Annotated in this window: 27 protein-coding genes and 1 other annotated feature; of the genes, 23 read left to right on the forward strand and 4 right to left on the reverse strand. The window is 35.9% G+C overall.

The features are described from left to right. The first annotated feature begins 10 nt into the window (after positions 1–10). Complete coding sequence (locus tag D1606_RS09145) at positions 11–370, forward strand: response regulator (RefSeq protein WP_369973782.1); 360 nt, start codon at positions 11–13, stop codon at positions 368–370. A 26-nt stretch (positions 371–396) separates the two neighbouring features. Beyond that, entirely contained in the window at positions 397–888 is a 492-nt protein-coding gene (locus tag D1606_RS09150; RefSeq protein WP_119415708.1) for a CcdC family protein, read from the forward strand. Between the two features lie 47 nt (positions 889–935). Here the strand turns inward: D1606_RS09150 and D1606_RS09155 are convergent, their stop codons facing one another. Next, complete coding sequence (locus D1606_RS09155) at positions 936–1364, reverse strand: DUF2621 domain-containing protein (protein ID WP_119415709.1); 429 nt, start codon at positions 1362–1364, stop codon at positions 936–938. A gap of 105 nt (positions 1365–1469) precedes the next feature. Here D1606_RS09155 and D1606_RS09160 point away from each other — a divergent pair, with 105 nt between their 5' ends. The 4 genes from D1606_RS09160 (at position 1470) to D1606_RS09175 (ending at position 2862) form a co-directional block, all read left to right on the forward strand. Then, positions 1470–1688 (forward strand): DUF1659 domain-containing protein, encoded by a 219-nt coding sequence (locus D1606_RS09160; protein WP_119415710.1) that lies wholly within the window; start codon positions 1470–1472, stop codon positions 1686–1688. Positions 1689–1726: 38 nt separating this feature from the next. Further along, entirely contained in the window at positions 1727–1942 is a 216-nt protein-coding gene (locus D1606_RS09165) for a DUF2922 domain-containing protein (protein ID WP_119415711.1), read from the forward strand. A 92-nt stretch (positions 1943–2034) separates the two neighbouring features. Further along, on the forward strand, positions 2035–2157 hold the full coding sequence (locus D1606_RS09170; protein ID WP_119415712.1) for a YvrJ family protein: 123 nt from the start codon (positions 2035–2037) through the stop codon (positions 2155–2157). Between the two features lie 105 nt (positions 2158–2262). Next, the gene (locus D1606_RS09175; RefSeq protein ID WP_119415713.1) at positions 2263–2862 is read left to right on the forward strand and encodes an SCO family protein; all 600 of its coding nucleotides are present in this window, start codon (positions 2263–2265) and stop codon (positions 2860–2862) included. Positions 2863–3018: 156 nt separating this feature from the next. On the opposite strand, the gene D1606_RS09180 is transcribed toward D1606_RS09175, so the two are convergent. Together D1606_RS09180 and mscL are read right to left on the reverse strand one after the other, a co-directional pair. After that, on the reverse strand, positions 3019–3534 hold the full coding sequence (locus D1606_RS09180) for an AAA family ATPase (protein WP_255416308.1): 516 nt from the start codon (positions 3532–3534) through the stop codon (positions 3019–3021). An 804-nt stretch (positions 3535–4338) separates the two neighbouring features. Beyond that, on the reverse strand, positions 4339–4710 hold the full coding sequence (gene mscL, locus D1606_RS09185; protein ID WP_119415714.1) for a large conductance mechanosensitive channel protein MscL: 372 nt from the start codon (positions 4708–4710) through the stop codon (positions 4339–4341). A 247-nt stretch (positions 4711–4957) separates the two neighbouring features. On the opposite strand from mscL, the gene D1606_RS09190 reads away from it, so the two are divergent. Next, entirely contained in the window at positions 4958–6400 is a 1443-nt protein-coding gene (locus tag D1606_RS09190; RefSeq protein WP_119415715.1) for an MFS transporter, read from the forward strand. Between the two features lie 346 nt (positions 6401–6746). Here the strand turns inward: D1606_RS09190 and D1606_RS09200 are convergent, their stop codons facing one another. Then, positions 6747–7295, reverse strand: a complete 549-nt coding sequence (locus tag D1606_RS09200; protein ID WP_119415717.1) for a cysteine hydrolase family protein — start codon at positions 7293–7295, stop codon at positions 6747–6749. Between the two features lie 367 nt (positions 7296–7662). Between D1606_RS09200 and D1606_RS09205 the strand changes: the two genes are divergently transcribed. From D1606_RS09205 to D1606_RS09275, 16 genes are all read left to right on the forward strand, one after another. Continuing rightward, complete coding sequence (locus tag D1606_RS09205; RefSeq protein ID WP_233548060.1) at positions 7663–8838, forward strand: alanine racemase; 1176 nt, start codon at positions 7663–7665, stop codon at positions 8836–8838. After that, positions 8826–9350: an FAD-binding protein gene (locus D1606_RS19060; RefSeq protein WP_233548061.1), complete on the forward strand. Its 525-nt coding sequence runs from the start codon at positions 8826–8828 to the stop codon at positions 9348–9350. The genes D1606_RS09205 and D1606_RS19060 overlap by 13 nt, the downstream gene beginning before the upstream one ends. 2 nt (positions 9351–9352) lie before the next feature. Further along, positions 9353–10138, forward strand: a complete 786-nt coding sequence (locus tag D1606_RS19065; protein WP_233548062.1) for a D-arabinono-1,4-lactone oxidase — start codon at positions 9353–9355, stop codon at positions 10136–10138. Positions 10139–10435: 297 nt separating this feature from the next. Beyond that, positions 10436–11332: a branched-chain-amino-acid transaminase gene (gene ilvE, locus D1606_RS09215; RefSeq protein ID WP_119415718.1), complete on the forward strand. Its 897-nt coding sequence runs from the start codon at positions 10436–10438 to the stop codon at positions 11330–11332. A 12-nt stretch (positions 11333–11344) separates the two neighbouring features. Further along, positions 11345–13012, forward strand: coding sequence for a dihydroxy-acid dehydratase (gene ilvD / locus D1606_RS09220; RefSeq protein WP_119415719.1), 1668 nt, complete (start codon positions 11345–11347; stop codon positions 13010–13012). Positions 13013–13033: 21 nt separating this feature from the next. Continuing rightward, positions 13034–13280, forward strand: a binding site (T-box leader). 76 nt (positions 13281–13356) lie between these two features. Then, a complete protein-coding gene (ilvB, locus tag D1606_RS09225; RefSeq protein WP_119415748.1) occupies positions 13357–15114 on the forward strand; it encodes a biosynthetic-type acetolactate synthase large subunit in 1758 nt (585 codons plus the stop codon). Beyond that, positions 15111–15626, forward strand: a complete 516-nt coding sequence (gene ilvN, locus D1606_RS09230; RefSeq protein WP_119415720.1) for an acetolactate synthase small subunit — start codon at positions 15111–15113, stop codon at positions 15624–15626. Before ilvB ends, ilvN begins: the two co-directional genes overlap by 4 nt. A 44-nt stretch (positions 15627–15670) precedes the next feature. Further along, on the forward strand, positions 15671–16693 hold the full coding sequence (ilvC, locus tag D1606_RS09235) for a ketol-acid reductoisomerase (RefSeq protein WP_119415721.1): 1023 nt from the start codon (positions 15671–15673) through the stop codon (positions 16691–16693). Positions 16694–16835: 142 nt separating this feature from the next. Next, the gene (gene leuB, locus D1606_RS09240) at positions 16836–17936 is read left to right on the forward strand and encodes a 3-isopropylmalate dehydrogenase (protein WP_119415722.1); all 1101 of its coding nucleotides are present in this window, start codon (positions 16836–16838) and stop codon (positions 17934–17936) included. 17 nt (positions 17937–17953) lie between these two features. After that, complete coding sequence (leuC, locus tag D1606_RS09245; protein WP_119415723.1) at positions 17954–19363, forward strand: 3-isopropylmalate dehydratase large subunit; 1410 nt, start codon at positions 17954–17956, stop codon at positions 19361–19363. A 14-nt stretch (positions 19364–19377) separates the two neighbouring features. Further along, positions 19378–19965 carry a 3-isopropylmalate dehydratase small subunit gene (gene leuD, locus D1606_RS09250; RefSeq protein WP_119415724.1) on the forward strand — a complete coding sequence of 196 codons (588 nt, stop codon included), beginning with the start codon at positions 19378–19380 and terminating at the stop codon, positions 19963–19965. A gap of 238 nt (positions 19966–20203) precedes the next feature. Beyond that, the gene (locus D1606_RS09255; protein WP_119415725.1) at positions 20204–21385 is read left to right on the forward strand and encodes an amidase; all 1182 of its coding nucleotides are present in this window, start codon (positions 20204–20206) and stop codon (positions 21383–21385) included. A 22-nt stretch (positions 21386–21407) separates the two neighbouring features. After that, a complete protein-coding gene (gene ggt, locus D1606_RS09260; RefSeq protein WP_119415726.1) occupies positions 21408–23045 on the forward strand; it encodes a gamma-glutamyltransferase in 1638 nt (545 codons plus the stop codon). Positions 23046–23055: 10 nt separating this feature from the next. Next, positions 23056–23607: a chromate transporter gene (locus D1606_RS09265; RefSeq protein WP_119415727.1), complete on the forward strand. Its 552-nt coding sequence runs from the start codon at positions 23056–23058 to the stop codon at positions 23605–23607. Beyond that, entirely contained in the window at positions 23604–24131 is a 528-nt protein-coding gene (locus tag D1606_RS09270; RefSeq protein WP_119415728.1) for a chromate transporter, read from the forward strand. The genes D1606_RS09265 and D1606_RS09270 overlap by 4 nt, the downstream gene beginning before the upstream one ends. 389 nt (positions 24132–24520) lie before the next feature. Further along, the gene (locus tag D1606_RS09275) at positions 24521–25237 is read left to right on the forward strand and encodes a (Fe-S)-binding protein (protein ID WP_119415729.1); all 717 of its coding nucleotides are present in this window, start codon (positions 24521–24523) and stop codon (positions 25235–25237) included. Positions 25238–25245: the final 8 nt, after the last annotated feature.

The following is a 25245-nucleotide window of genomic DNA, read 5'->3' on the forward strand; positions in this document are numbered from 1 at the left end:
GGTGAAAATGTTGCCAACAGTTTTAGTAGTAGACGATACATTGTTTATGCGTGATGCGATGAAAGCAATGCTGCAAGAAACAGGCTTCGACGTAATTGGAGAAGCTGAAAATGGTAAGCAAGCAATTGAACAATATTTTAAATTGCATCCCGATGTTGTTACGATGGATATTACGATGCCAGTAATGTCCGGGTTAGATGCAACAAAAGAAATTATAAAAGATGACCCAAATGCAAAGATCTGTATTGTCTCTGCACTAGGGCAACAAAAAGTTATTTTACAAGCATTGAAAAATGGTGCAAAAGATTTTATCACAAAACCTTTTGAGAGGGAACGTTTAGAGACGACGATACGTCAAATGATAGAATAATTTTTTTCAAAGACAGGTGATTGTTTATGTTTAGTTCAATTCCTTCTCAATTTATGTTAGTTGGTTCTACAGTAGCTGTTGTATTCATGGGGATTATGATGATGATTATTCGTTCGAAATCAGCGAAAAGACCGGCAAATGCGAAGAAAATCATTATACCCCCAATTGCTATGTCAACAGGTGCATTAATGTTTTGCTTTGATTATTTCAGAGTACCATGGCCACAAGTTTTGGAAGCGGTTTTAGCAGGTGTAATCTTTTCGACTGTTCTCATAGCAACATCTAAATTTGAGATTGTTGATGATGATGTATTCTTAAAGCCTTCTAAAGCATTTTTCTTTATTTTAATAGGATTATTAATCATCCGAACAGTTGCAAAAGTTTACTTAAGTGGTTCTTTCCATTTAGGGGAACTTGGTGGAATGTTCTGGATCTTAGCATTCTCTATGATTTTACCATGGCGTATTGCGATGTTATTACAATACAAGAAATTAGAAAAGAAATTACAACATAGCTAATGAAAAAACGGTGCTTTTCAAATGGAAAAGTACCGTTTTTCTGTGTTCTAATCAAGTAAATCTTCATAAGGCGTAACATCAATCTTCATCTGGTTTAACTTTTTACGTAAGAATTTATGATCGCGTTTCGGTGAAGCGATTATGTATCCTCGAATGATTAAATCTACATCAATCTTCTTTGCCTTTTCTTCTAATGCCAGTTGGCCAATTTTACCCGCGATTTTTTGTTTTGCAACATCACGGAATAGTTCTGGAACTGGGCTTACTAATTCGTTTAATAGATCTTTTTCATCTTGATGCCATAAATCTAATGTCTTATTTACATAATAATCTTGCCAATCTAATGTGGACTTTCCGTCATCTTTTGGCATAGATTTTAAAAATTTGCGGAACATGAAGAAACCGCCTATTGCCATTGTACCGATTAGTACAACTACCCAAAATAATATAAACCACAAAAATGGCCCATTTAACACAGTATTCACCTCTCTATCATTATAAAATGTAACGAAAAAAATTGCACCCTTTGTCCGCTTTTTAAATTTTAAATCTATGTAATAGGTGAAAGAGAGGTGATAGAAATGGCGTCAAAGACATTTGAAAAAGCAACTCTTCGTTTAAAGTTTTCGCTAGGGTTAAATGAAAAAGGCCAAGTGATGGAAAAAACAAAAACATATCAAAATGTTTCTGAACAAGCTTCAATTGAAAACTTGGCTACAGTAGGGGCTGCACTTGCTGGTCTTTATGATCTTCAATGGATTGGTTCTGGTGTAACAACCCAAGAAATCATTCAAAACTAAACTAAAAACTAAATCAGGAATAGGAGGGAGGAAACAAAATGGCAAAAGTTTTACAATTACAATTTAAAACGACAGGAGGAGCAAATTGTTCTTTGAGTATTGATACACCAAAGGACAATTTAACAACTGCAGAAGTTTATCAAGTGATGAACACAATTCTATCTAATAATGTATTTGAAATTGAAGGGTCACCACTTTCTGAAATTGTTGGTGCCCGATATGTAGAACGTAATGTTACAGAATTAAAAGCGTAAATGAAGAAGCTGCCTATTCTATCTGTTGGATAGATTAGGCAGTTTTTTTAGAATTAATAACTTTTTGAGGGATATAGGAAGGAGGGATTGTGATGGAAGAATGGGTTACTCTAATTCAAGAAATAGGATTTCCTATATTTGTGTCATTCTATTTAATGCACCGAGTTGAAACCAAACTCCAAGCAATTCACGATGCTTTACTGAACTTAAAATAACATAATCATCTGTTTCACAAATTTGTCTTAAAGCTATCACACAGTGTGCTTGTAAAATGTGGTACAATTCGATAAGATGGATGCAGATGAGGAGTGACATACAAAGTGAAAAATAGATTGATCATAGCATCTTTAGTATTAGTTTTATCAGTACTGTTATCTGCTTGTGGAGGCAGTGAGAAATTTAAAGCAGAAACAGATTGGAAAGTGCAAGATTTTTCTTATACAAATCAAAATGGTGACAAAGTATCAAAAGACAGTTTGAAAGGAAAACCATGGTTAGCTATGTTTATCTTTACGAACTGTACAACGGTTTGTCCACCTATGACCCGTAATATGACAGAAATCCAAGAATCATTTAAGAAAAAAGGGTTAAAAGATTACAGAATCGTTGGGTTTAGTGTAGACCCTGATACCGACACACCTGCAAAGCTAAAAAAATATTTAGGTCAATACCCTGTAGCGGATGATTCAAAATGGGATCTTCTTACTGGCTACTCTCAAGATGATATTTCTGCATTCGCCTTAAAATCTTTTAAAACATTAGTAAAAGATGATCCAAATTCAAACCAAGTTATTCACGGCTCAAGCTTCTTCTTAGTAAATCAAGATGGAGTAGTAGTCAAAAATTACAGCGGATATAAAGATGTTCCATACGATACGATCGCAGTTGATATGGAAACACTTATTGAGGATGGAAAATAACACAAAAAGCAACTAAGACAAGTAATTGTACATGATCATAACTTGTTTATAATGTTGCACATATTAATAAAAATGTACATTACTAAAATCAATTTAGTAGTGTACATTTTTTATTTTGGCATGAATCTCCACTTCACCTCTATAAGTGGGAGTAGTTCAATGTTCTCTGATATGTCTAAATATTATTTCTGCTGCTTCTTTAGGAGAAATTTCACTTACATCAATTTTTTTCGTATCCATTTTGGTATAATTTTTTAATCTCGGAACACTTCTTTCAATAACTTCACTGTTCCTTATCCCTTGCTGTATATCTCTTGTAACTCTTGAAATTAATGCTTTCTCAGAGCATACGAGAGAAAATTTGTGTAAGTTACAGTCATTTTTATTAAGTCTTGATAACACATCATCGAGAATGCTTTGTTCGTGCATTACCCAACAGAAAACTACATTCTCATATTCAGAGCATGAAATATAATTGTTTAAGAGGTAACTAATATTATTAATTACCATGTTAATCGTTTCCTCTGTCACAATAAATGGAGACATATCCCAACACCAATCTCCGTCAAGAAAAACACATCTAGGCAAAATTTTTTTCAATTCTTTACTTGTAGTAGTCTTTCCAACGCCCATTGTCCCATTAATGAAAATAAGATTTTTTATTAGTCTCACCCTCAATCTAAATTCATCGTAAAAATCATACGCTTGTTAAAGTTAACTGCTGCGTTAGTTTAAGTACATCACTTCATAAACTCATTTCATATTTATATTTCGATAATACCTCTGAATTTTAACTTTTTCATTATAAATAATATCTTTCCAACTGTATACTCCATCAGCGATTCTAGTTCTTTATGTAAGTGTTAGTTCATCCACATAGACAAAACCCCTTCATATCAAACAAAACCGATTGTTAAACATAAAGTATATATTTAAAAACAAATAAAGGGGGCTGGGACAAAAGAGTTTTAGCCAATGAAAAATCCGAACAATAATGTGAAATTCTATTTAAAGTTTCACATTTGTTCGGATTTTCTTTTTATTCATATCTATTAAAGCCTAATCAGGATTTTGTACAAAGGGCGAACTTTTAATATATATTTCTTCAGTATATTCAGTTTTGTGTTTCGTTCCGGACGGCGCTTTCCGCGGGCTTGGCTTCAATCTCCTCGTCACTACGTTCCTGTGGGGCTTTCAGCTCAAGCTATTCCCGCAGGAGTCGCCATCCTACACTCCACATACCATTCTATATAATGGTCATCAACAAAGAATCGTATTTTCTCAAAGAAAGACGCTTGATGAAATTGATTCTATAAATTCAATTGTTCGGATTTGGAAAACACTAATTTTGTTCTGTCCCAGCCTCTTTAAAATAAACTTAATTATAATATTACACATTGTATAAAGAATACTGATAAATTAAGTATATTACTTAAAATCTCGACTTTTAATGAGCGAGGTTGATGAAGTTTCGATTTATTTCTTTTCTTGCAGTAAAGCACGGATATCTTTTAATAAATCTTCTGTTGTTTCAACAGGTACTGATTCTTCTACAACTTCTTCTTGTTTCTTCTTGTAATTTAGTTTTGTAATAACACGGATAAAAATAAAAATTGAAAATGCAATAATAAAGAAGTCCACAATATTCTGGATGAAACTCCCATACTTAATTTGGTGATAATGTAACTCATTAAAATCTACTTTTCCTATTAATAGGCTTACAATAGGCATAATAATATCATTAACTAATGAAGTAACTATTTTACCGAAAGCTCCACCGATAATAACCCCAACTGCTAAATCAAGGACATTTCCTTTTAAAGCAAACTTCTTAAAATCTTCCCACATATGTATGCCTCCAATAAATTATATAGCATAGGTTAAAAATAAACCTACCAAATATTTCAGAATAATACTGTATTCTAATTTCATAGGTATTATTAGAAATAACTGGTTATTATATTACCAAATAATTTTAATGATTACTAGATACTAGACAAAATACATCAAAATTATGTTATAATTTTATTTTGATATTTTATATTATGATTAATTATCGTTAATAATGGAATTATCATAGAATTGAGGTTATTGAATGAATAAAGTTTTTGTAGCAGTATTGCTGGCAACAGCATTAGCAGCGATAGAGGGAACAATCGTTTCTACAGCGATTCCAAGTATTACTTCAGATCTCTCTGGCGTTGAGTTAATCAGCTGGATCTATTCAGCATATCTATTAACTTCGGCTATTTCAGCGATCATTTTTGGTAAGTTAGCAGATTTATTTGGCCGAAAGAAAATGGTTATTACGGGTATTAGTATTTTCTTAATCGGTTCACTACTTTGTGGTATGGCGACTTCTATGGAACTATTAATCGTTTTTAGAGCCATTCAAGGGATTGGTGCAGGATCAATACTTCCGATTACATTGACCATAGTAGGAGAGCTTTTTGATACAGAAAAAGCACGAGCTAAGGGTCAAGGATATATTAGTATGGTATGGGGAGTTTCCGGCATTATAGGACCTTTAATTGGTGGATTTATCGTTGACCAATTGACATGGCATTTTATCTTTTTGCTAAACATTCCATTTGGTTTAGGAGCTATTTTATTAATCGCAAAATATTATCAAGAAGAAAGAAAAATTCAATCACGTAAAATAGATTATGCAGGGGCGCTTGTATTTTCAATTGGTATGGTGGCGTTACTGTATGCACTTATAGCTGGAAGTAATACACAACAGTGGCTTACAACTTCTCAAATCATCTATTATGTAATTGCAATTATATTTATAGGGTTATTTATCTTTGTTGAAAATAAAGCTGTTGAGCCAATCATTCCGCTATCATTATTTAAAAATAAACGGTTAAATGTTATAAACGGCCTAACACTTTTTTGTATGGCAATAGTCATTGGTGTTTCTGCATACTTACCAATCTATGCACAATCTGTTTTAGGGAAAAACGCAACACAAGCAGGGTTGATGTTAACGCCCGTTTCAGTTATGTGGACCGTCGGGGCTATATTATCAGGGAATTTAGTAGGGAGAATTACAAACAAAAGTATCATTCAACTGGGTACTGTTTTCTTAGTAATTGCAACAACGATGTTGATGTTCTTGTCGGCTACTACTCTCCCAATATATATTTACCTAGCAACTGGAATTCTTGGGCTAGGAATGGGTTTTATAGCACCACTTCTAATCATAGTTGTACAAGCCTCTACAACAAGAGAACAATTAGGAACAGCAATCGGTTTAAATTCATTTATTAATACCTTTAGCCAATCAATCGGTGCAGCTATTTTTGGTGTACTATTCAATACTGCAACAAGTGGTAGATTGGCGAAAATGGGTGCAGAACATATAAATTTAAACGGCTCGTTTGACCATTCAATCTTTTCATCCGAACAAATCAATCGTATCATCGAGATCATAGCAAGTGGGATACGTTCCGTCTATACTGGCTCAGTTGTTTTTGCCATCATCGGTTTCGTATTAGCTATTTTAATCTCTAAAAAAACATCTAAGACTAATTAATAAAAAGAGGTTAGGACAAATAAAAATTAGTCTTTACCAAAGCTGAATAATTGAACTAAATAGAATCAAATTCAAAAAGCATGAGAAAATATGAATATTTGATGATGAACATCATATAGAATGGTGTGAAGTGGAGGATGGCGACTCCTGCGACGAAGCTAGCGAAGCGATGCAGGAGCACATCTTTTAGTGACGAGGAGATTGAAGCCAAGCCCGCGGAAAGCGCCGTCTGGAACGGAACACAAAACTGTATAAAAAATCCGAACAAATGTGAAATTTTAAATAGAATTTCACATTATAGTTCGGATTTTTCATTAGCTAAAATTCTATTGTACCAGCCTTGATCTTATAGAATTGTTGCTCCTAATGTATTTTTAAAATGACCTATTGCCCAATCATGACCAGCTTGATTGAAACTTGCAACAGAATCCTCGTAGATAAAAGTATGGAATCCTTTGTTATAAGCGTCCACTGCTGTATGTAACACACAAATATCCGTGCACACACCTGTTAGATAAATATCATTGATGTTCCGTTCTCGTAAAAGTTGCTCTAAATTCGTTCCTGCAAAAGAGCTATACCTTGTTTTATCCATCCAAATGACATTCGGCAACTCCTTATTCTCTTCATACCATTGTTGAATAGTATGATACAGTTCTCTTCCTTTTGTGTTGCGTATATTATGTGGTGGGAAAAGTTTAGTTTCAGGATGATAAGGGTCTTCCTCATCATGTAAATCGCAAGCGAAAATAATTAGTTCTTCCTGATCTGCAAATTGCATAATATGCTTCAATAAATTGCTTTCAAGTTGTTGCCCAGGTTCCTCGCAAGTTAATGCGCCATTTTCTGCAACAAAGTCCACAGTATAATCAATCACAAGTAAAGCTTTCTCCATTTTATCACCTCATAATTGTCTTTACATATATCATGACATACATAGCTGAGGAATTTCACCTAATATTAATAAAAAAATTAAAAAGAAGAAATATTTTATTAATTATAGAATATTGTATTATAATTCAGAAAAATTTGAAGGGAGTTGTAGCTTATGGATCAATCTTTGAAGAAAAAATATAACAAACAGGCTCTTCTTTTTGTTGCGTTTCATACACTTTTTGTTTTTAATATTGCTTTTGACTTTTGGGAGATCCATGTAAGCTAATCAATGATTATAAAGAATATAAATGCTCCTTCTTCGACGGAAAAACACATTTCGCCTAAGAAGGGGCATTTTGTTATTGATGTCCAAAGGGGTGACTATTGTGCAGTTATTTGACAAAGCCTTTCAACATTTGGAAAGGCCATTCGCTTGGCTTGATCTGCATGCACTTGATGCTAATATCGGGTTTATCAATCAACGTGTTCGAGATAAAAAAATCCGTATCGCTACAAAATCTATTCGCTCTGTACAGGTTTTAAATTATATTAGCGAAAAGCTTGAAAATGTTTCAGGATTTATGACTTATACAGCGAGTGAAACTTGTTATTTATTAGAAAACGGCTTTGATCATTTGCTTATTGGCTATCCTGTTTGGGAAGAGAATAGCGTATTGCCAATATTTGATTATATAAAAAAGGGTTATGATGTATGTTTTATGATCGATGATGTTCGGCAAGCAAAATGGTTGAATGCGTTAGCGAAGCGGGAGAATTTGGAGATTAGCATTTGTATTGATATTAATCTTTCAATAGAATCATCGATTATCTACTTTGGTACGAGGCGATCATCTATAAAAACTATTAAGGTTCTAAAAGAGTTGCTAGACTCACTTCAAAAACTATCACATTTACAGATTAATGGTGTCATGGGGTATGAAGCCCAGTTGGCTGGTGTAGGTGATGTACCTATTCAAAAATGGAAAAGGCCAATTATTCAACAACTTCAAAAAAGGTCACGAAAGCAAGTTGCCAAATTTAGAAATGAAGCAGTAGATACCATTTTATCGGTAACAGGTGATCTAGAATTTGTAAATGGTGGTGGATCAGGAAGTATCGATTTTACTTCGCAGTGTCCAGAGGTAACAGAAATTACAGTAGGTTCCGCCTTTTTTAATCCGGCATTGTTTGACCAGTATAGTGCGTTGAATTTGCGTCCTGCTGCTGGTTTTGCTTTGCGTATTACAAGAAATCCAGAAGAAAATGTAGTCGTTTGTCATGGTGGTGGTTATATCGCTTCAGGAGCTATAAGCATTGATAAACAACCTGTATTATATGAAAAAGGCAAGTTCGAATATTTTTCACTTGAAGGTGCAGGGGAAGTCCAAACACCGCTGAAAGTGATTACAAAAGAAACGCTCAAATTAGGCGATACCTTATACTTCCGCCATGCCAAAGCCGGGGAATTATGCGAGAGATTTACGAAACTTGAGGCCGTTAGAAATGGGCAGCATATCAATAGTTTCAAAACGTATAGGGGGGATGGGCAATGTTTTTTGTAAAGGATTCGGTAGGTACGAGTAAATGGCAAAATTGGGCTGGAAATGTGAAAGGAGAGCCATCACAGACTTTACTTCCTCGTGATGTAAAACAATTATCCAATCTCATATGGAATTCACAAAAACAACATAAGACAATCCGTGTAACCGGTGCTGCACATTCTTTTAGCCCTGTTGCCAAGCCTGATGACGTAGCCATTTCACTTCATCATATGAGAGGATTAATAGAAATCGACCAAGAAACGAACGAAGCCACTTTTTGGGCCGGAACATACTTATACGAGATTGGCCCGATTTTGGAGCAGTTTGGATTAGCACTTGAGAATATGGGGGATATTCAACAACAAACAATTGCAGGGGCTATTTCAACTGGAACACATGGTACGGGTGTTACCTTAGGCTCTTTATCAAGCCAAATCGTCAAATGGGGATTTGTTGATGGTCTAGGTAATTACCATGAACATGAGGTGATGACGATTTATCTCGAGCTTTACACATTTCACTTGGACTTTTAGGTGTGCTTGTAAAAGTAACAATCGAAACAGTTCCTCTTTATAGTTTAAAATACCAATCAATGCATTATCCATTTACAGAAGGAAGTCAGCTATGGAGCACAATGATTCGTGAACATCGGCATGTAGAGTGGTATTACTTTCCCGGAGAAGAACAGATACAAGTCAAGATTATGGATCAAATTCCTATCGTCAAACAACCGAGAACATCCAAAAAAATAGAAGATTTAAAAACCAATATAGTTGAAAATGGTTTATTATTCATCGCATCAGAATTATGCAAAAGACAACCGAAAATGACCAAATGGGTTAGTCTTCTCGCTTCAAAAACAGTTCCTACCGGTATTAAAGAAGGATTATGTTACGAAATCTTCCCTTCAGCTAGAAATGTAAAGTTTTTAGAGATGGAGTATGCAATTCCTTTAGAAAATTTCCAAGAGTGTATGCAAGAAATTCATTTCACTTTAAAATCCCATCCATTCAAAGTCCATTTCCCAATAGAATGTAGAACAATGATGGGGGAATCTGGCATTTTAAGCCCAACACAAGGGAAAGAAAGTGCTTATTTAGCCTTCCATATGTATAAAGGCATGGATGAAAAAGATTATTTTAGATGGGTTCAATCCTTGATGAAAAAGTATGGTGGCAGACCTCATTGGGGGAAATTGAATGATTTAACGAAAGATAGATTACTAGAACTTTATCCTGAATACCCGTTGTTTTTAAAAATAAGAGAGAAATATGATCCTGAAAATGTATTTGTCACTGACTATTTTAAATCATTTATCTAAAGGCTAACTGACACAATTGTGTGAAAACTACCGGAACAATGTCATCTAAAATATTCGAAATTAAGTCAATTTATAAATTTTTCTAAAAATTTATTTTTGAGCAAAAGTAAGAAATATATTTATTTGTAGGGAATGAAAACGCATTCAATCAGTTACAAAAATTCTAAATTAATTGACAATTCAAAAAATAGTGTTGACTTCATTCAGAATACGTACTATGATAGCAACAATTTAATAAATGTTTTAAGCGAATAGCTGAAAAACAGATTATTGTACATTACAGAAAGAAGTGAGAGTGTGGGGGAGCAATTTATTTTTCTTGACGGAAATTTAGTGAAAAAGGAAGATGCTAAAATTTCTGTTTATGATCATGGTTTTTTATACGGAGACGGTGTATTTGAAGGGATTCGCTCTTACAATGGTAACGTCTTTCGCTTACATGAACATTTAGTTCGATTATATGAATCAGCAAAGTCAATCTTATTAGATATACCTTACACAATTGAAGAAATGACAGAAATTGTGAAAGATACTTTAAAAGCGAATCAGTTACAAAGTGCATACATTCGCCTAATTGTATCACGTGGTGTTGGAAACTTAGGAATAGATCCATCTACATGTAAGGTAGCAAGTGTAATCGTTATAGCAGAGCCGCTTGCATTATTCCCACCGCATTTATATGAAACGGGTATTTCAATTGTTTCAGCATCAAGTAGACGGAATCGTTCCGATGTCTTAAGTCCAAAAACGAAAACATTGAATTACTTAAATAATATTCTTGTAAAGCTAGAAGCGACACAAGCTGGTGTTTCCGAAGCAATGATGATGAATGACGAAGGTTATGTTGCTGAAGGCTCTGGAGATAACATCTTTATCGTAAAAGGAAATAAGTTGGTGACACCGCCAGGTTATATTGGTGCTCTAGAAGGTATTACACGTAATGCCATCTTAGAAGTTGCAAGACAAAGAGGTTATGTCGCTGAAGAAGGCGTATTTACAAGACATGATGTATATGTTGCTGATGAAGTCTTTCTAACAGGAACAGCTGCTGAAGTCATCGCAGTCGTAAATGTTGATGGTCGAATAATCCGCGATGGAAAACCAGGTAAAGTAACAAATGATATTTTAAAAGGTTTCCGTGATATCGTTGAAAAAGAGGGCGTCAAAGTATACGAAGAAGCTACAGTAAAATAAGGGGCGTTTCACATGAGAAGTGACATGATTAAAAAAGGAGTCGATCGTGCTCCTCACCGCAGTCTTCTATATGCTGCAGGTGTTAAAACAAGAGATTTAGATAAACCATTTATCGGAGTTTGTAACTCATATATTGATATTATTCCAGGACACGTTCATCTTCAAAAATTTGGTGAAGTTGTCAAACAAGCAATCCGTGAAGCTGGTGGTATTCCATTTGAATTTAATACGATTGGTGTGGATGACGGTATTGCAATGGGTCATATCGGAATGCGGTATTCATTGCCAAGTCGTGAGTTAATCGCAGATTCAGCCGAAACAGTTATCAATGCCCATTGGTTTGACGGTGTGTTTTACATACCAAACTGCGATAAGATCACACCAGGCATGTTAATGGCAGCTGTTCGTACAAATGTACCATCTGTTTTTGTATCAGGAGGACCAATGGAAGCAGGCGTTTCTTCAACTGGTGAACAGTTATCATTAACTTCCGTTTTCGAAGGTGTAGGTTCATATAAAAGTGGTTTAATGACTGCAGAAAAGCTAAAAGAGATTGAAGAAAGTGCATGTCCAACTTGTGGTTCTTGTTCAGGGATGTTCACAGCGAACTCTATGAACTCATTAATGGAAATGTTAGGTATGGCATTACCTGGCAATGGTACAATTGTTGCTACTTCGGAAGAACGATATGAATTGATCAAAGAAGCGGCAAAACATTTAGTGAGAATGATTAAAGAGGACATCAAACCTCGTGACATCATTACGAAAGAAACAATTGATGATGCGTTTGCACTTGATATGGCCATGGGTGGTTCTACAAATACAGTTTTACATACATTGGCTATTGCACATGAGGCTGAAATCGACTACAACATCGAAGATATCAATAAAGTCGCAAAACGTGTCCCTTACTTAGCGAAAATAATGCCTGCATCAAACTACTCTATGCATGACGTTCATCTTGCTGGAGGCGTAAGTGCCATTATTAATGAGTTATGTAAGATTCCAGGTGCTATTCATAAAGATCGGATTACAGTATCAGGTAAAACGATTGAAGAACAGGTAAAAGGACATGAAATAACAAATACGAAAGTAATTCGTACAAAAGATGATCCATATAGTCCTGTAGGTGGCTTATCAGTTCTATTTGGTAATATCGCTCCAGACGGCGCCGTTATTAAAGTAGGTGCAGTTGACCCATCTATTAAAGAGTTTACTGGTGAAGCAATCGTATTTGATTCGCAAGAAGAAGCACAAGCAAGAATCGATGATGGAACGGTGCAAAAAGGTCATGTTGTCGTCATCCGTTACGAAGGTCCAAAAGGTGGACCAGGGATGCCAGAAATGTTAGCACCAACTTCTGCCATTATGGGTCGGGGCTTAGGTAAAGATGTTGCACTTATTACAGATGGACGTTTTTCAGGAGCATCTCGTGGTATTTCCATCGGTCATATTTCACCAGAAGCTGCAGACGGTGGTCCAATTGCGTTAGTCGAAAATGGAGACACGATTTCAATCGATTTGATTAATAGAACAATCGAGTTAAATGTTTCTGATGAAGTTTTAGCTGAAAGAAAATCCAAATTAAAACCATTTGAACCAAAGATTAAAAAAGGTTATCTAGCTCGTTATTCAAAACTCGTTACTTCCGCTTCTACTGGCGGCGTTATGAAAATATAATTCTTTCTAAAATTGAATATTGTTAAAACGTTGATGAGGTTAAAGGTATTAGAACCTTGTATTTACAGAGAGTCGGGTTGCTGAGAGCCGATGATACAACTAATACTGACATCCCCTCGGAGTGAGCTACTAAACGCATTGCAATTAGGTGGCTACGGGCGCATTCTTTTGTGCTCGTTAAGTAAAGAATAGAGTGATCTATTCATGAGGTAGTCTTTAAATGACTATAAAATAGGGTGGTACCATGGAAGCTTTTTTCATCCCTACGCAACAGGCTTTTTTTGCGTGGATGAAAAAGCTTTTTTATTTCTTAAAAAATCAATTTCCTAGGGAGGAGTTCAATGATGAATGCACAAGTTCCACTAAAGAAACAACAATCTGCAACTGATCAAGAAGTTGATCAAGAATGTAAGGCCAGTAAAACGGGTGCAGAGATTTTTGTCGAATCGTTGCAAAACCAAGATGTTGAAATAATATTCGGATATCCAGGTGGAGCCGTCTTACCATTATATGACGCAATTTACCGTAATCCGATTAAGCATATACTTGCTCGCCATGAACAAGGTGCTATTCATGCAGCTGAAGGTTATGCAAGAGTATCAGGGAAACCTGGGGTAGTCATTGCGACTTCTGGACCAGGTGCTACTAACTTAGTTACGGGTATCACTGATGCGATGATGGATTCTTTACCACTCGTTGTATTTACAGGTCAAGTTGCGACAACTGTTGTTGGTACGGATGCTTTCCAAGAAGCGGATATTATCGGAATTACTCAACCGATTACAAAACACAATTATCAAGTGAAAAATGTTCAGGACCTACCAAGAATCGTCAAAGAAGCTTTTCATATAGCTTCAACTGGACGTAAAGGACCTGTAGTCGTTGATATTCCAAAGAATATTGCAAATGCCATTTTTGATGTAGATGCAGTACAAGAAGCAACAATCAACTTGCCAGGCTATCAACCAACTTTACATCCAAACTATTTGCAAATTAAAAAAGCCGTAACATTGCTTAGTCAAGCAAAACAACCAGTCGTATTAGTTGGAGCGGGTGTGTTAGCAGCTGATGCATCAAAAGAATTAACTGAATTTGTAGAAAAATATAAATTCCCAGTAGTTAATACGCTTTTGGGCCTTGGTAGCATTGATGGAGATCATGAACTTTTCCTTGGAATGGCAGGTATGCATGGAACATTTACAGCTAATATGGCTATCAATAATTGCGACGTACTATTAAATATTGGTTCTCGCTTTGATGACCGTTTAACAGGTAATCTTAAGAAATTTGCGCCAAATGCAAAAGTTATTCATATCGATATTGATCCAGCTGAAATTGGTAAGAATGTACCTACTGAAATTCCAATTGTAGCTGATGCTAAAGAAGCATTACGGTCATTGTTGGAACAACCATTTGAAGCTCAAGATTTAACTCTTTGGCATGAATATTTACACGAATGCCAAGAACAATATCCACTTTGGTATGGTGAAGATGGAGATGAAGCGATTTATCCACAATATGCAGTTGAAACGATTCATCGCCTTACTGATGGTGAAGCTATTATTACTACCGATGTAGGTCAACATCAAATGTGGACTGCTCAATATTATCAATTTAAAAAAGACCATCATTGGGTAACATCAGGTGGTTTAGGAACAATGGGCTTCGGTTTCCCAGCAGCAATTGGTGCTCAATTTGCTCATCCTGATCAAACAGTTATTTCCATCGTTGGTGATGCAGGGTTCCAGATGACAATACAAGAACTTGCATTGCTAAAAGAGTTCAAATTACCGGTGAAAATATTCATCTTAAATAACAGTTGCTTAGGTATGGTACGTCAATGGCAAGAAACTTTCTACGAAGAACGTTATTCTTCTTCCTTAATGCCTGTACAGCCAGACTTTGTCAAACTTGCTGAAGCTTATGGTATTAAAGGATACAAAGTAGATAAAGTGGAAGATGTTGAATCTGTATTTAAAAAAGCAATCGAATCAGATGAACCTGTATTGGTAGACTGTCGCGTAAAAGAATTGACATTAGTCAATCCAATGGTAGCACCAGGTAAAGGACTATCTGAAATGATTGGAGTGAAAAAAGGATGAGAAGAGTAATCACTGTTACAGTTATTAACCAAAGCGGCGTTTTAAACCGGGTTACTGGCTTATTGATGAAACGCCAATTTAATATTGAAAGTATCACTGTAGGTCATACAGAACAACAAGGCATTTCCAAAATGACGTTTATCGTCAATGTGGAAGATCAAGCAAAAATTGAACAACTTGTAAAACAAGTATCTAAACAAATCGATGTCATTAAAGTCACTGACATTACTGAAAAAGCAATCGTTATGAGAGAACTGGCACTTATTAAAGTTGTTGCTCCACCGAATTTGCGTCCCGAAATCAATTCAATTGTTGAACCTTTCCGAGGATCCATCATTGATATGGGCAAAAATGTCATCACATATCAAATTGTTGGTAATCCAGAAAAGATTGATGCATTTATCGAATTGATTCGCCCATATGGTGTTAAAGAGTTGACACGAACTGGTGCAACAGCATTTGTTCGTGATGCTCAAGTAAAACCATTACCGCAACTTTCGATTTTACAATAAATATAAAAATCAAAAAAACAAAAACAATTCAGGGGGAATTTAAAATGGCAAAATTGTATTATAACCAAGACATCAACGAGAAAGTACTAGAAGGAAAGAAAATCGCAATCATCGGTTACGGCTCTCAAGGTCACGCACATGCACAAAATCTTAAAGAATCAGGTTTTGACGTTCGTGTAGGTATCCGTCCAGGGAAATCTGCTGAAAAAGCAAAAAATGATGGACTTGACGTGAAATCAGTTGCAGAAGCTGCTAAAGAAGCTGATGTAATCATGATCTTACTTCCAGATGAAAAACAAAAAGCAGTTTACGAAGCAGAAATCGCACCAGGTCTTGAAGCAGGTAATGCTTTAGTATTCGCACATGGTTTCAACATCCATTACAAACAAATCGTACCTCCAGCTGATGTAGATGTATTCTTAGTAGCTCCTAAAGGTCCAGGACATCTAGTACGTCGCACATATGTATCTGGAGCAGGTGTTCCCGCTTTAGTAGGTGTATACCAAGATGCAACTGGTCAAGCAAAAGAAATCGGTCTTGCTTATGCAAAAGGTATCGGCGGCGCTCGTGCTGGTGTACTTGAAACAACATTCAGAGAAGAAACAGAAACAGATCTATTCGGTGAACAAGCGGTTTTATGTGGTGGTGTAACACATCTTATCAAAGCTGGTTTCGAAACATTAGTTGAAGCTGGATATGAACCAGAAAGTGCTTACTTCGAATGTCTACACGAAATGAAGTTAATCGTAGACCTAATCTACGAAGGAGGCTTCTCTAACATGCGTTACTCAATCTCAGATACTGCTGAATGGGGAGATTATGTATCAGGTCCTCGCGTAATTACAGAAGATGTAAAAGCGAATATGAAAGCTGTTTTAACAGATATCCAAAACGGTAAATTTGCGAAAGAATGGATTGAAGAAAACGAAACAGGTCGTCCAAAATATAACGCTATTAAAGAATCTGAAGCAAAACATCCAATCGAAAAAGTTGGAGAAGAACTACGCGGCATGATGCCATTTGTTGGCCAAAAAGTAAACAAAGAAACAGTTGGCACAAAAGCGTAAGAAGCTGCTTTTAAACTAAAAAGCTTTATAAATAGAAAACAAATCTTAAAGAAGCAAGGTCTCTTGCTTCTTTAAGTAAATTTAATAGAATATTTTCTTTATCTATTATGTTAAAAGGTTAAGTATTTGAGGGGGAGATATTATGGAAAAGAAAATCACGGTTTTACCCGGTGATGGTATTGGACCTGAAGTTGTTGCTTCAGCTGTAGAAGTATTAAAAGCTGTAGGAAAAAGATTTCAACATACATTTCATATCGCTTACGCAACGATTGGAGGTGCAGCAATCGATCAACATGAAGATCCACTTCCAAAAGAAACAATTGAGTTATGCGAACAAAGCGACGCGCTACTTTTAGGCGCAGTTGGGGGTCCAAAATGGGATCATAACCCAGCTGAACTAAGACCTGAAAAAGGCTTGCTCCGTATTCGTAAGCATTTTGATCTATTTTCAAATCTTCGTCCTGTACAGGCGATTCCATCTCTCATAAAATCTTCTCCTCTAAAAGATGATTTAGTAAATAAAGTAGATCTACTAATTGTTCGAGAGTTAACAGGAGGTTTATATTTTGGTGAACCCCGAAAACGCACAAACGATGAAGCGTTAGATTCCCTAGTATATAGCCGTCCTGAAATTGAACGAATAGTTGAAAATGCATTTGAATTAGCAAAAGTAAGAAAAGGTAAGCTTACTTCTGTTGATAAAGCTAATGTACTTGATACTTCTAGATTATGGAGACAAATTGTCGATGAGAAAAAAGAAAAATATCCAGAAGTAGAAGTTGAGCATAGTTTAGTCGACTCAACTGCTATGAAGCTTATTACAAACCCAGGTGCATATGATGTCATCGTCACAGAAAATATGTTTGGCGATATTTTAAGTGATGAAGCATCAGTTATTACTGGATCACTTGGAGTACTTCCTTCTGCAAGTATTCGTTCTGATAATTTTGGTTTATATGAACCAGTCCACGGTTCTGCACCTGAAATTGCAGGAAAAGGAATTGCAAATCCAGCAGCAACGATTTTATCTGTTGCGATGATGCTTCGCTATTCATTTGGTTTACATGAAGAGGCTGCAGAAATAGAACGTGCAGTAAACGCAGTATACAGTGATGGCTACTATACTGCTGATCTTGCAACACCAGGAAGCCGTTCACTTACAACCAATGAATGGACAGAAAAAGTACTAAATGAGCTTGATACTAGTTTTGTTTCAGATAGTATTATGACTACTTATATATAGGAAAAAGGTGAAGAATAATGGGGAAAAATATTATAGAAAAAGTATGGGACCAACATGTAGTATACCATGAGGATGGTAAACCAGATTTACTCTACATCGATCTTCATTTAATTCACGAAGTTACCTCACCTCAAGCTTTTGAAGGACTTCGCCTAAATAATCGCAAAGTACGTCGACCAGATCTTTGCTTTGCAACGATGGATCATAACGTACCAACGCGTAATTTACCTATTATCAATGATCCGATTGCGAAAACACAGATCAACACATTAGCTAAAAACTGTGAAGAATTCGGCATTCAATTAGCAGATATGGGTCACCCAGATCAAGGGATAGTTCATGTAATTGGACCACAACTTGGTTTAACACAACCAGGTAAAACAATTGTATGTGGGGATTCACATACATCTACTCACGGTGCTTTTGGTGCTATAGCATTTGGTATCGGTACGAGTGAAGTAGAACATGTCTTATCTACTCAAACACTATGGCAAAGCAAACCTAAAACGATGCAAATACATGTAGAAGGTGAACTTGGCTTTGGTGTAACAGCTAAAGACATTATTCTTGCCATCATCGCTAAATTTGGTATCGATGTAGGTACTGGACATATCGTTGAGTTTACTGGTGACGCTATTCATAAGTTGTCAATGGAAGAACGTATGACAATTTGTAATATGTCGATTGAAGCTGGAGCAAAAGCGGGTTTGATCAGCCCTGATGATATAACTGTTGACTATATTAAAGGACGTCGCTATGCCCCACAAGGTGAAAAATTTGAAGAAGCTAAACAATACTGGTTATCTTTAGCATCTGATGCGGATGCAACATATGACAAAACGCTAGTTATTCAAACTTCAGAAATTGAACCGTTCGTAACATGGGGGACAAATCCTTCAATGGGTAGTGGGATATCAAAATCCGTACCGTATGCTTCAGATTTTAAAGATGAATCAGATAAACAATCATTACAAAAAGCGCTAACATATATGGATTTACAAGAAGGTACACCGTTAACAGACATTGAAATTCAACACGTGTTTATCGGTTCTTGTACCAACTCCCGTTTACACGATTTACGCGCTGCAGCTGCAGTGATTCAAGGTAAACACGTTCATCCAAATGTTCGAGCAATCGTTGTTCCGGGCTCATATTCAGTGAAAAAACAAGCGGAAGAAGAAGGATTAGATAAGATTTTCATAGAAGCTGGTTTCGAATGGCGTGAATCAGGATGTAGTATGTGTCTAGCTATGAATGAGGATGTAGTTCCTGCAGGTGAAAGATGTGCTTCAACTTCAAATCGTAATTTCGAAGGACGACAAGGTGCAGGTTCAAGAACCCATTTAGTCAGTCCACCAATGGCTGCAGCAGCTGCAATTGCTGGTCATTTTGTAGATGTTCGTGAAATCATGAATGTACCTGTGTGATGGAGGCGTAAAATATGGAACCTATTAATGTTGTAAAGAGTGTAATCACTCCTTTAAATCGAAAAAATGTCGATACCGATCAAATTATTTCAAAAGAATTTTTAAAACGCATCGAACGCACAGGTTTTGGACAGTATGTCTTTTACCATTGGCGCTTCGACCAAAATGGTAACCCGATTGAAGACTTTGTTTTAAATCAACCGCAATATAAAGGATCTAAAATCTTAGTGGCACATGAAAACTTTGGTTGTGGTTCATCTCGTGAACATGCACCATGGGCAATTTTAGATTATGGATTTAATGTAGTCGTAGCACCAAGCTTCGCGGATATCTTCCATAATAACTGTTTCAAGAATGGTATCTTACCAATCGAATTAAAAGTACCAGAAATTGAAGAGCTATTAGCAAAAGGTGAACAATCCGCACTAGAAGCTGAAGTAAATCTAGAAGCGCAAACCTTAACAGCTGACGGAAAAGAATATCACTTTGATATCGATCCATATTATAAAGAAATGTTACTTAACGGCTGGGATGAAATCGCACTCACTTTCAAATATGAAGATGCAATCGAAAAATTTGAAGCAAATCGAGTTGCGTTTTAGAAAAGCTTTATAAACTAGTATTATGAAAGTATATAATCAAATAATATCTTAAAAATGAAAGCCATGAAAATTTCTCAATCTCTAAAATTTTCATGGCTTGTTTTTGCTCTATATAAAATTCAGAAAATTGTATAAAATAACTAATTAAGATATTGTAAATTTACACATTTTCTAATGTTATTCATGTTAGAATTTATTACAATTAATGCTATAAAATGAATTATAGGAGTTGGGCTGTATGGATTATGGTGCATTTATAAATGAAGAATTTACTTTGAAACCACATTCTAGTGGGAAACTTGATAATTTAACATTTGCAGTGAAAGATGTTTATAACATAAAAGACTACAAGAATACAGCAGGTAATCCTAAATGGTTTGAAACTCATGCCCCTTCCAATAAAACAGCTAGAGCTTTAACCATGTTATTAGAGGAGGGAGCAACTCTTTCGGGTATAACGATTACGGATGAATTGATGTTCAGCCTAAATGGAGAAAATATACATTATGGGACACCGGTAAATCCTATTGACATGAATCGGATTCCAGGTGGTTCTTCTAGTGGTTCTGCAGTTGCTGTGGCAGCAGGTCTCGTAGATTTCTCGATAGGGACAGATACAGGTGGTTCCGTACGATTACCTTCATCTTATTGCGGGGTATACGGAATGCGTCCTTCCCACAATGACGTACCAATTGAGCAAGTCATACCACTTGCCCCAAGTTTTGATACGGTGGGATGGATGGCACGAGATTTAGAAACACTTATAAAAGTGGGGGACATTCTTTTACCTAAGGCGACAACTCCTAAAATAGATAAAATTTTGTTAGAGGAACAATGTTGGAGTTTTGTACAAGAACCTTATCAAACAATCCTTAAAGACGTTGTAGAAAATCTTCCATTTGAAAAAACGTACATAAATGTTACAGAAGGTGACTTATCTGAATGGACAAATTTGTTTAAAACCATTCAAGGAAAAGAAGCTTGGGATATTCATGGGGAATGGATTGAAAAATACAATCCACCGTTTGCACCAGCCATAGCTGATCGTTTTAAGAAAGCAAGTGAAGTGACGAAAGAGGACTATGAAGCTGCAAAGAGAAAACAAAATGAAATTATACTCAAAATGTGTGGAATTTTAAGTAATGATACGATTTTAATCGTACCAACTACAGCTACTGCCGCTCCTTTAAAAGGAGAAGATGCTTCATCTGTCGAAAAAACAAGAGCACAAGCATTAAAGATCAACTCCATAGCAGGTCTAGCGGAATTACCTCAAGTCACAATACCAATTCAAACAAATGATGGATTGTCTATTGGACTATCACTAATAGCTGGAAAACATTTTGATCGATCATTGTTACAATTCGTCGCTCAACATCTATTGGGTGCGAAAGAAGGTAAGTTTACTTCTAATAAATAAATTAACTAAGGGGTGTTTGGAGATGACTTTACAATACCGTTCAACGGCAATGGGACAGTCTGCAATGGTGACTACGCCACATTATTTAGCTTCTCAGGCTGCATTATCTATTTTAAAACAAGGGGGAAATGCAGTTGAAGCTATGATTGCTGCTGCTTCAACAATCGGAGTTGTTTATCCTCATATGAATGGTATTGGAGGAGACAACTTTTGGTTAATCTACAATGCAAAAAAAGGTGAATTGAAGGCGATTAATAGTAGTGGTCGCTCCAGTGAAAATACTTCTATTGATTTTTATAAGAAAAAAGGATTTGAGAAAATTCCTTCTCGAGGCCCTCTTGCAGCAAATACAGTACCTGGAGCAATCGCTGGATGGCAAAAAGCGTATGATTATTCCAAAGAAGAAATAGGTGGACAATTGCAGTTTAACCTATTATTAAGTGAGGCCATACATTATGCAAAAGATGGCTTTCCGGTTACTCCTAGTCAAAGTTCTTGGACAAAAGTCAATTTAGATCCAGGTGATCAAGAGTTTCGAGCATTAGGGCGCTTTGATGAATTTTGCAGAATATTTTTAAACAATGGAAATGCGTATGAGCCAGGTCAAATTATGAAGCAAAGTGATCTCGCAGATACATTAGAAAATATAGCGCAATTTGGTGCGGACTATTTTTACAAAAGTGATTTTACAGCGAATTTAGTTAAAAATTTAAAAGAACAAGGTGGCATTTTAACGGAGGCAGATTTTCATGCACACTGTGCCGATTTTGTAGACCCATTATCAGTTGATTATCGAAGGTATCAAGTTTACAATTTACCACCAAATACTCAAGGTTTAGCATCTTTATCAATATTAAATATTCTTGAAAATATAGACTTATCTAATGTAGAAGAGGGGAGTGGGGAATACTACCATTACTTAGTGGAAGCGATTAAGTGTGCATTTAGAGACAGAGATGATTATATAACCGATCCAGATTTCACAAATATACCAATTGATGAATTATTAAGTAAAAAACGTGGTAAGCTATATGCTGATCAGATTAAATCAAGCGAAAAGCCACAAGCATTAGTGAAACTCGATCCAAAAGGTGATACTGTTTGGATGGGGATTGTTGATGATGAAGGAAATGCTGTAAGCTTTATCCAAAGTATTTATCATGAATTTGGTTCAGGCATTATTCCAAAAGGAACAGGAGTGTTGCTTCAAAATCGTGGGAGCTTCTTTTCATTAGACAATAATCATCTGAATGCACTTAAACCGCGAAAACGACCATTTCATACATTAAATCCTGCTATGTTATTACATAATGGAAAGCCAAAACTAATTTACGGTACGATGGGTGGCGAAGGTCAACCTCAGACACAAGCAATGCTTGTAACACGTATCATTGATTATGGGATGAATGTTCAACAAGCAATCGAAGCACCACGGTTTTTGTACGGAAGGACATGGGGAGCCGCTTCCAACACTTTAAAATTAGAATCCCGTATAACTGGAAATGTCATCAATGATTTGCTATCAAAAGGTCATGAAATCGAGATTCTTGAACCATTTACAGAAGTTATGGGCCATGCAGGTGCTATATGGATTGCAGAAAATGAAGTGAAATATGGAGGGGCTGATCCTAGAGGTGACGGCATTGCAATAGGTTATTAAGGAGGCCAATATGGGAAAACAACAAGAAATATTCATCGCCTTTTTCCGCTCTGGTATTTTAGCGTTTGGTGGGGGACCATCTGTAATACCGCTTATACAAAAAGAAGTAGTAGAAAAATATAAAATGATGGATGGTGAGGAATTTGCGAATGTTGTTTCAATCGCAAATACTTTACCGGGTCCAATTGCCACTAAATTAGCAGGATATATCGGAAAGCGGATGGGAGGAATTTGGGGATGCTTGAATGCTTTAATAGCATCCGTGTTACCGACTGTTTTAGCAATGATTATCCTATTGGCATCACTTACACAGTTTTCAAAATTTAGCTTTGTAGAAAGCATGACAAAAGGTGTCGTGCCAATCGTAGCAGCGATGATGTTAGGAATGACAGTTGATTTTCTTAAAAAGTCATATAAGAAATTAGGCTGGCTGATTGCATTGATTATTTTAATCCCTAGTGCAGTTGGTATTTTATTATTAGGAGTACATCCTGGCATTGTTATTGGAATATTGCTCGTACTATCATTAGTACTTCCTGTAAAAGGAGGTCATGAATCTTGATCTATTGGCAATTACTTTTATCATTTTTTATCTGTAATATATTAGGATATGGCGGAGGCCCAGCAACAATTCCACTAATTCAACATGATGTCGTAGATAAGTATGGCTGGATGACCAATCATGAATTTAGTAATGCATTAGCTTTCGGAAACTCTCTACCTGGTCCAATCGCTACAAAAATGGCAGGCTACATCGGCTACGAACAAGCAGGGATTATTGGTGCGGTTATTGCTTTATTTGCTACCATTGCGCCTTCGCTTATTATCATGATTCTACTATTAAATATTTTAAATCGATACCGAGATTCCGCTCGTGTAAAACGCTTGTCTACTTTTGTATTACCAGCAATAACTGTATTAATGGCACAGTTAACATTTGATTTTTTTAATACGTCTAGACAATCTATTGGTATTCTAGTGACGCTCATCTTAGGCGTTATAAGTTATATAGCACTTGAAAAATTTAAAATCCATCCTGTTTTCGTAATCGTTGTAGGATTAGTAATTGGCGGATTTTTCTTATAGACAATCTAAGAGAAATGGGGGCTACTCTAATCAATGAGTAGCTCTTTTTTTATCTATAAAATTATTTGGATAGATTCCAAGAGTTATGGAAAAACATCCGCTAGCTCTCAAAGCTACTTCAAAAACAAGCACAGTCCTTCAAAACTAAATCATTCTAAAAATAAACACAAAATAGAGTAATGTTCTTACACTCACCAAATAGCTTAAAATGACAATATTTCAAAAGAGATTTAATTACTAAATTAAGTATATAATTCACTTAAATCTACCTAATTGATAGAATTGATTCTATTACCGAAATAGTTTGAAAATATTAAATTATAAGTGTACTATATTATACATGGATAAGGTCATCTGATGACTGTATGTCCAATGAAGGGGGATTATTAATGAAAGTTTCATTATTTGCAACATGTATAGTAGATATGTTTCAAACGGATGTGGGGAAAGCAACAGTAGAACTATTAGAGAGATTAGGCTGTGAAGTTGTATTCCCTAAAGGTCAGGTTTGTTGCGGGCAACCTGCCTATAACTCAGGCTATGTAAAGAACGCAAAAGAACCAATGAAAAAAATGATTGAAGCTTTTGAAGATGCAGAAGTGATTGTAGCACCATCTGGGTCATGCGCATTCATGTTCAAAGAGTATCCAAAAGTATTCAAAGATGATCCTATATATTTTGAAAAAGCAAAAAAAGTCGCAGCAAAAACATATGAATTAACGGATTTTATCGTGAACGTATTAAAAGTAGAAGATGTGGGTGCAAAGTTAGAAGGAAAAGCTACCTATCACCCTTCATGCCATATGACAAGACTTTTAGGCGTTTCTGAATCTCCTAGAAAACTACTAAGTCACGTAGATGGATTAGAAATGGTCGAGTTGCCAAATAGTTTTAACTGTTGTGGCTTTGGCGGAACATTCTCAGTGAAAATGGGCAATATATCCGAACAAATGGTTGATGAAAAGGTAGATTGTACTTTACAAACTGGTGCAGATTATTTAATCGGTGCAGACGGTGGTTGTTTGATGAATATCGGAGGTCGTATGCAACGTCGCGAGGAAAATGTAAAAGTAATGCATATTGCAGAAGTACTTAATCATCATTAAAGAGGGGA

This window comes from Rummeliibacillus sp. POC4 (genome assembly GCF_003576525.1).
Taxonomy (GTDB): Bacteria; Bacillota; Bacilli; order Bacillales_A; family Planococcaceae; genus Rummeliibacillus.

Coding starts and splice junctions, on each gene's coding strand:
- ggt (WP_119415726.1), top strand. CDS start 21,408: ATGACTTTACAATACCGTTCAACGGCAATGGGACAGTCTGCAATGGTG.
- D1606_RS09165 (WP_119415711.1), top strand. CDS start 1,727: ATGGCAAAAGTTTTACAATTACAATTTAAAACGACAGGAGGAGCAAAT.
- D1606_RS19060 (WP_233548061.1), top strand. CDS start 8,826: ATGTTTTTTGTAAAGGATTCGGTAGGTACGAGTAAATGGCAAAATTGG.
- D1606_RS09265 (WP_119415727.1), top strand. CDS start 23,056: ATGGGAAAACAACAAGAAATATTCATCGCCTTTTTCCGCTCTGGTATT.
- D1606_RS09255 (WP_119415725.1), top strand. CDS start 20,204: ATGGATTATGGTGCATTTATAAATGAAGAATTTACTTTGAAACCACAT.
- D1606_RS09275 (WP_119415729.1), top strand. CDS start 24,521: ATGAAAGTTTCATTATTTGCAACATGTATAGTAGATATGTTTCAAACG.
- D1606_RS09200 (WP_119415717.1), bottom strand. CDS start 7,295: ATGGAGAAAGCTTTACTTGTGATTGATTATACTGTGGACTTTGTTGCA.
- leuC (WP_119415723.1), top strand. CDS start 17,954: ATGGGGAAAAATATTATAGAAAAAGTATGGGACCAACATGTAGTATAC.
- mscL (WP_119415714.1), bottom strand. CDS start 4,710: ATGTGGGAAGATTTTAAGAAGTTTGCTTTAAAAGGAAATGTCCTTGAT.
- D1606_RS09150 (WP_119415708.1), top strand. CDS start 397: ATGTTTAGTTCAATTCCTTCTCAATTTATGTTAGTTGGTTCTACAGTA.
- D1606_RS09170 (WP_119415712.1), top strand. CDS start 2,035: ATGGAAGAATGGGTTACTCTAATTCAAGAAATAGGATTTCCTATATTT.
- ilvN (WP_119415720.1), top strand. CDS start 15,111: ATGAGAAGAGTAATCACTGTTACAGTTATTAACCAAAGCGGCGTTTTA.
- ilvB (WP_119415748.1), top strand. CDS start 13,357: ATGAATGCACAAGTTCCACTAAAGAAACAACAATCTGCAACTGATCAA.
- ilvC (WP_119415721.1), top strand. CDS start 15,671: ATGGCAAAATTGTATTATAACCAAGACATCAACGAGAAAGTACTAGAA.
- leuD (WP_119415724.1), top strand. CDS start 19,378: ATGGAACCTATTAATGTTGTAAAGAGTGTAATCACTCCTTTAAATCGA.
- D1606_RS09160 (WP_119415710.1), top strand. CDS start 1,470: ATGGCGTCAAAGACATTTGAAAAAGCAACTCTTCGTTTAAAGTTTTCG.
- ilvD (WP_119415719.1), top strand. CDS start 11,345: ATGAGAAGTGACATGATTAAAAAAGGAGTCGATCGTGCTCCTCACCGC.
- D1606_RS09190 (WP_119415715.1), top strand. CDS start 4,958: ATGAATAAAGTTTTTGTAGCAGTATTGCTGGCAACAGCATTAGCAGCG.
- leuB (WP_119415722.1), top strand. CDS start 16,836: ATGGAAAAGAAAATCACGGTTTTACCCGGTGATGGTATTGGACCTGAA.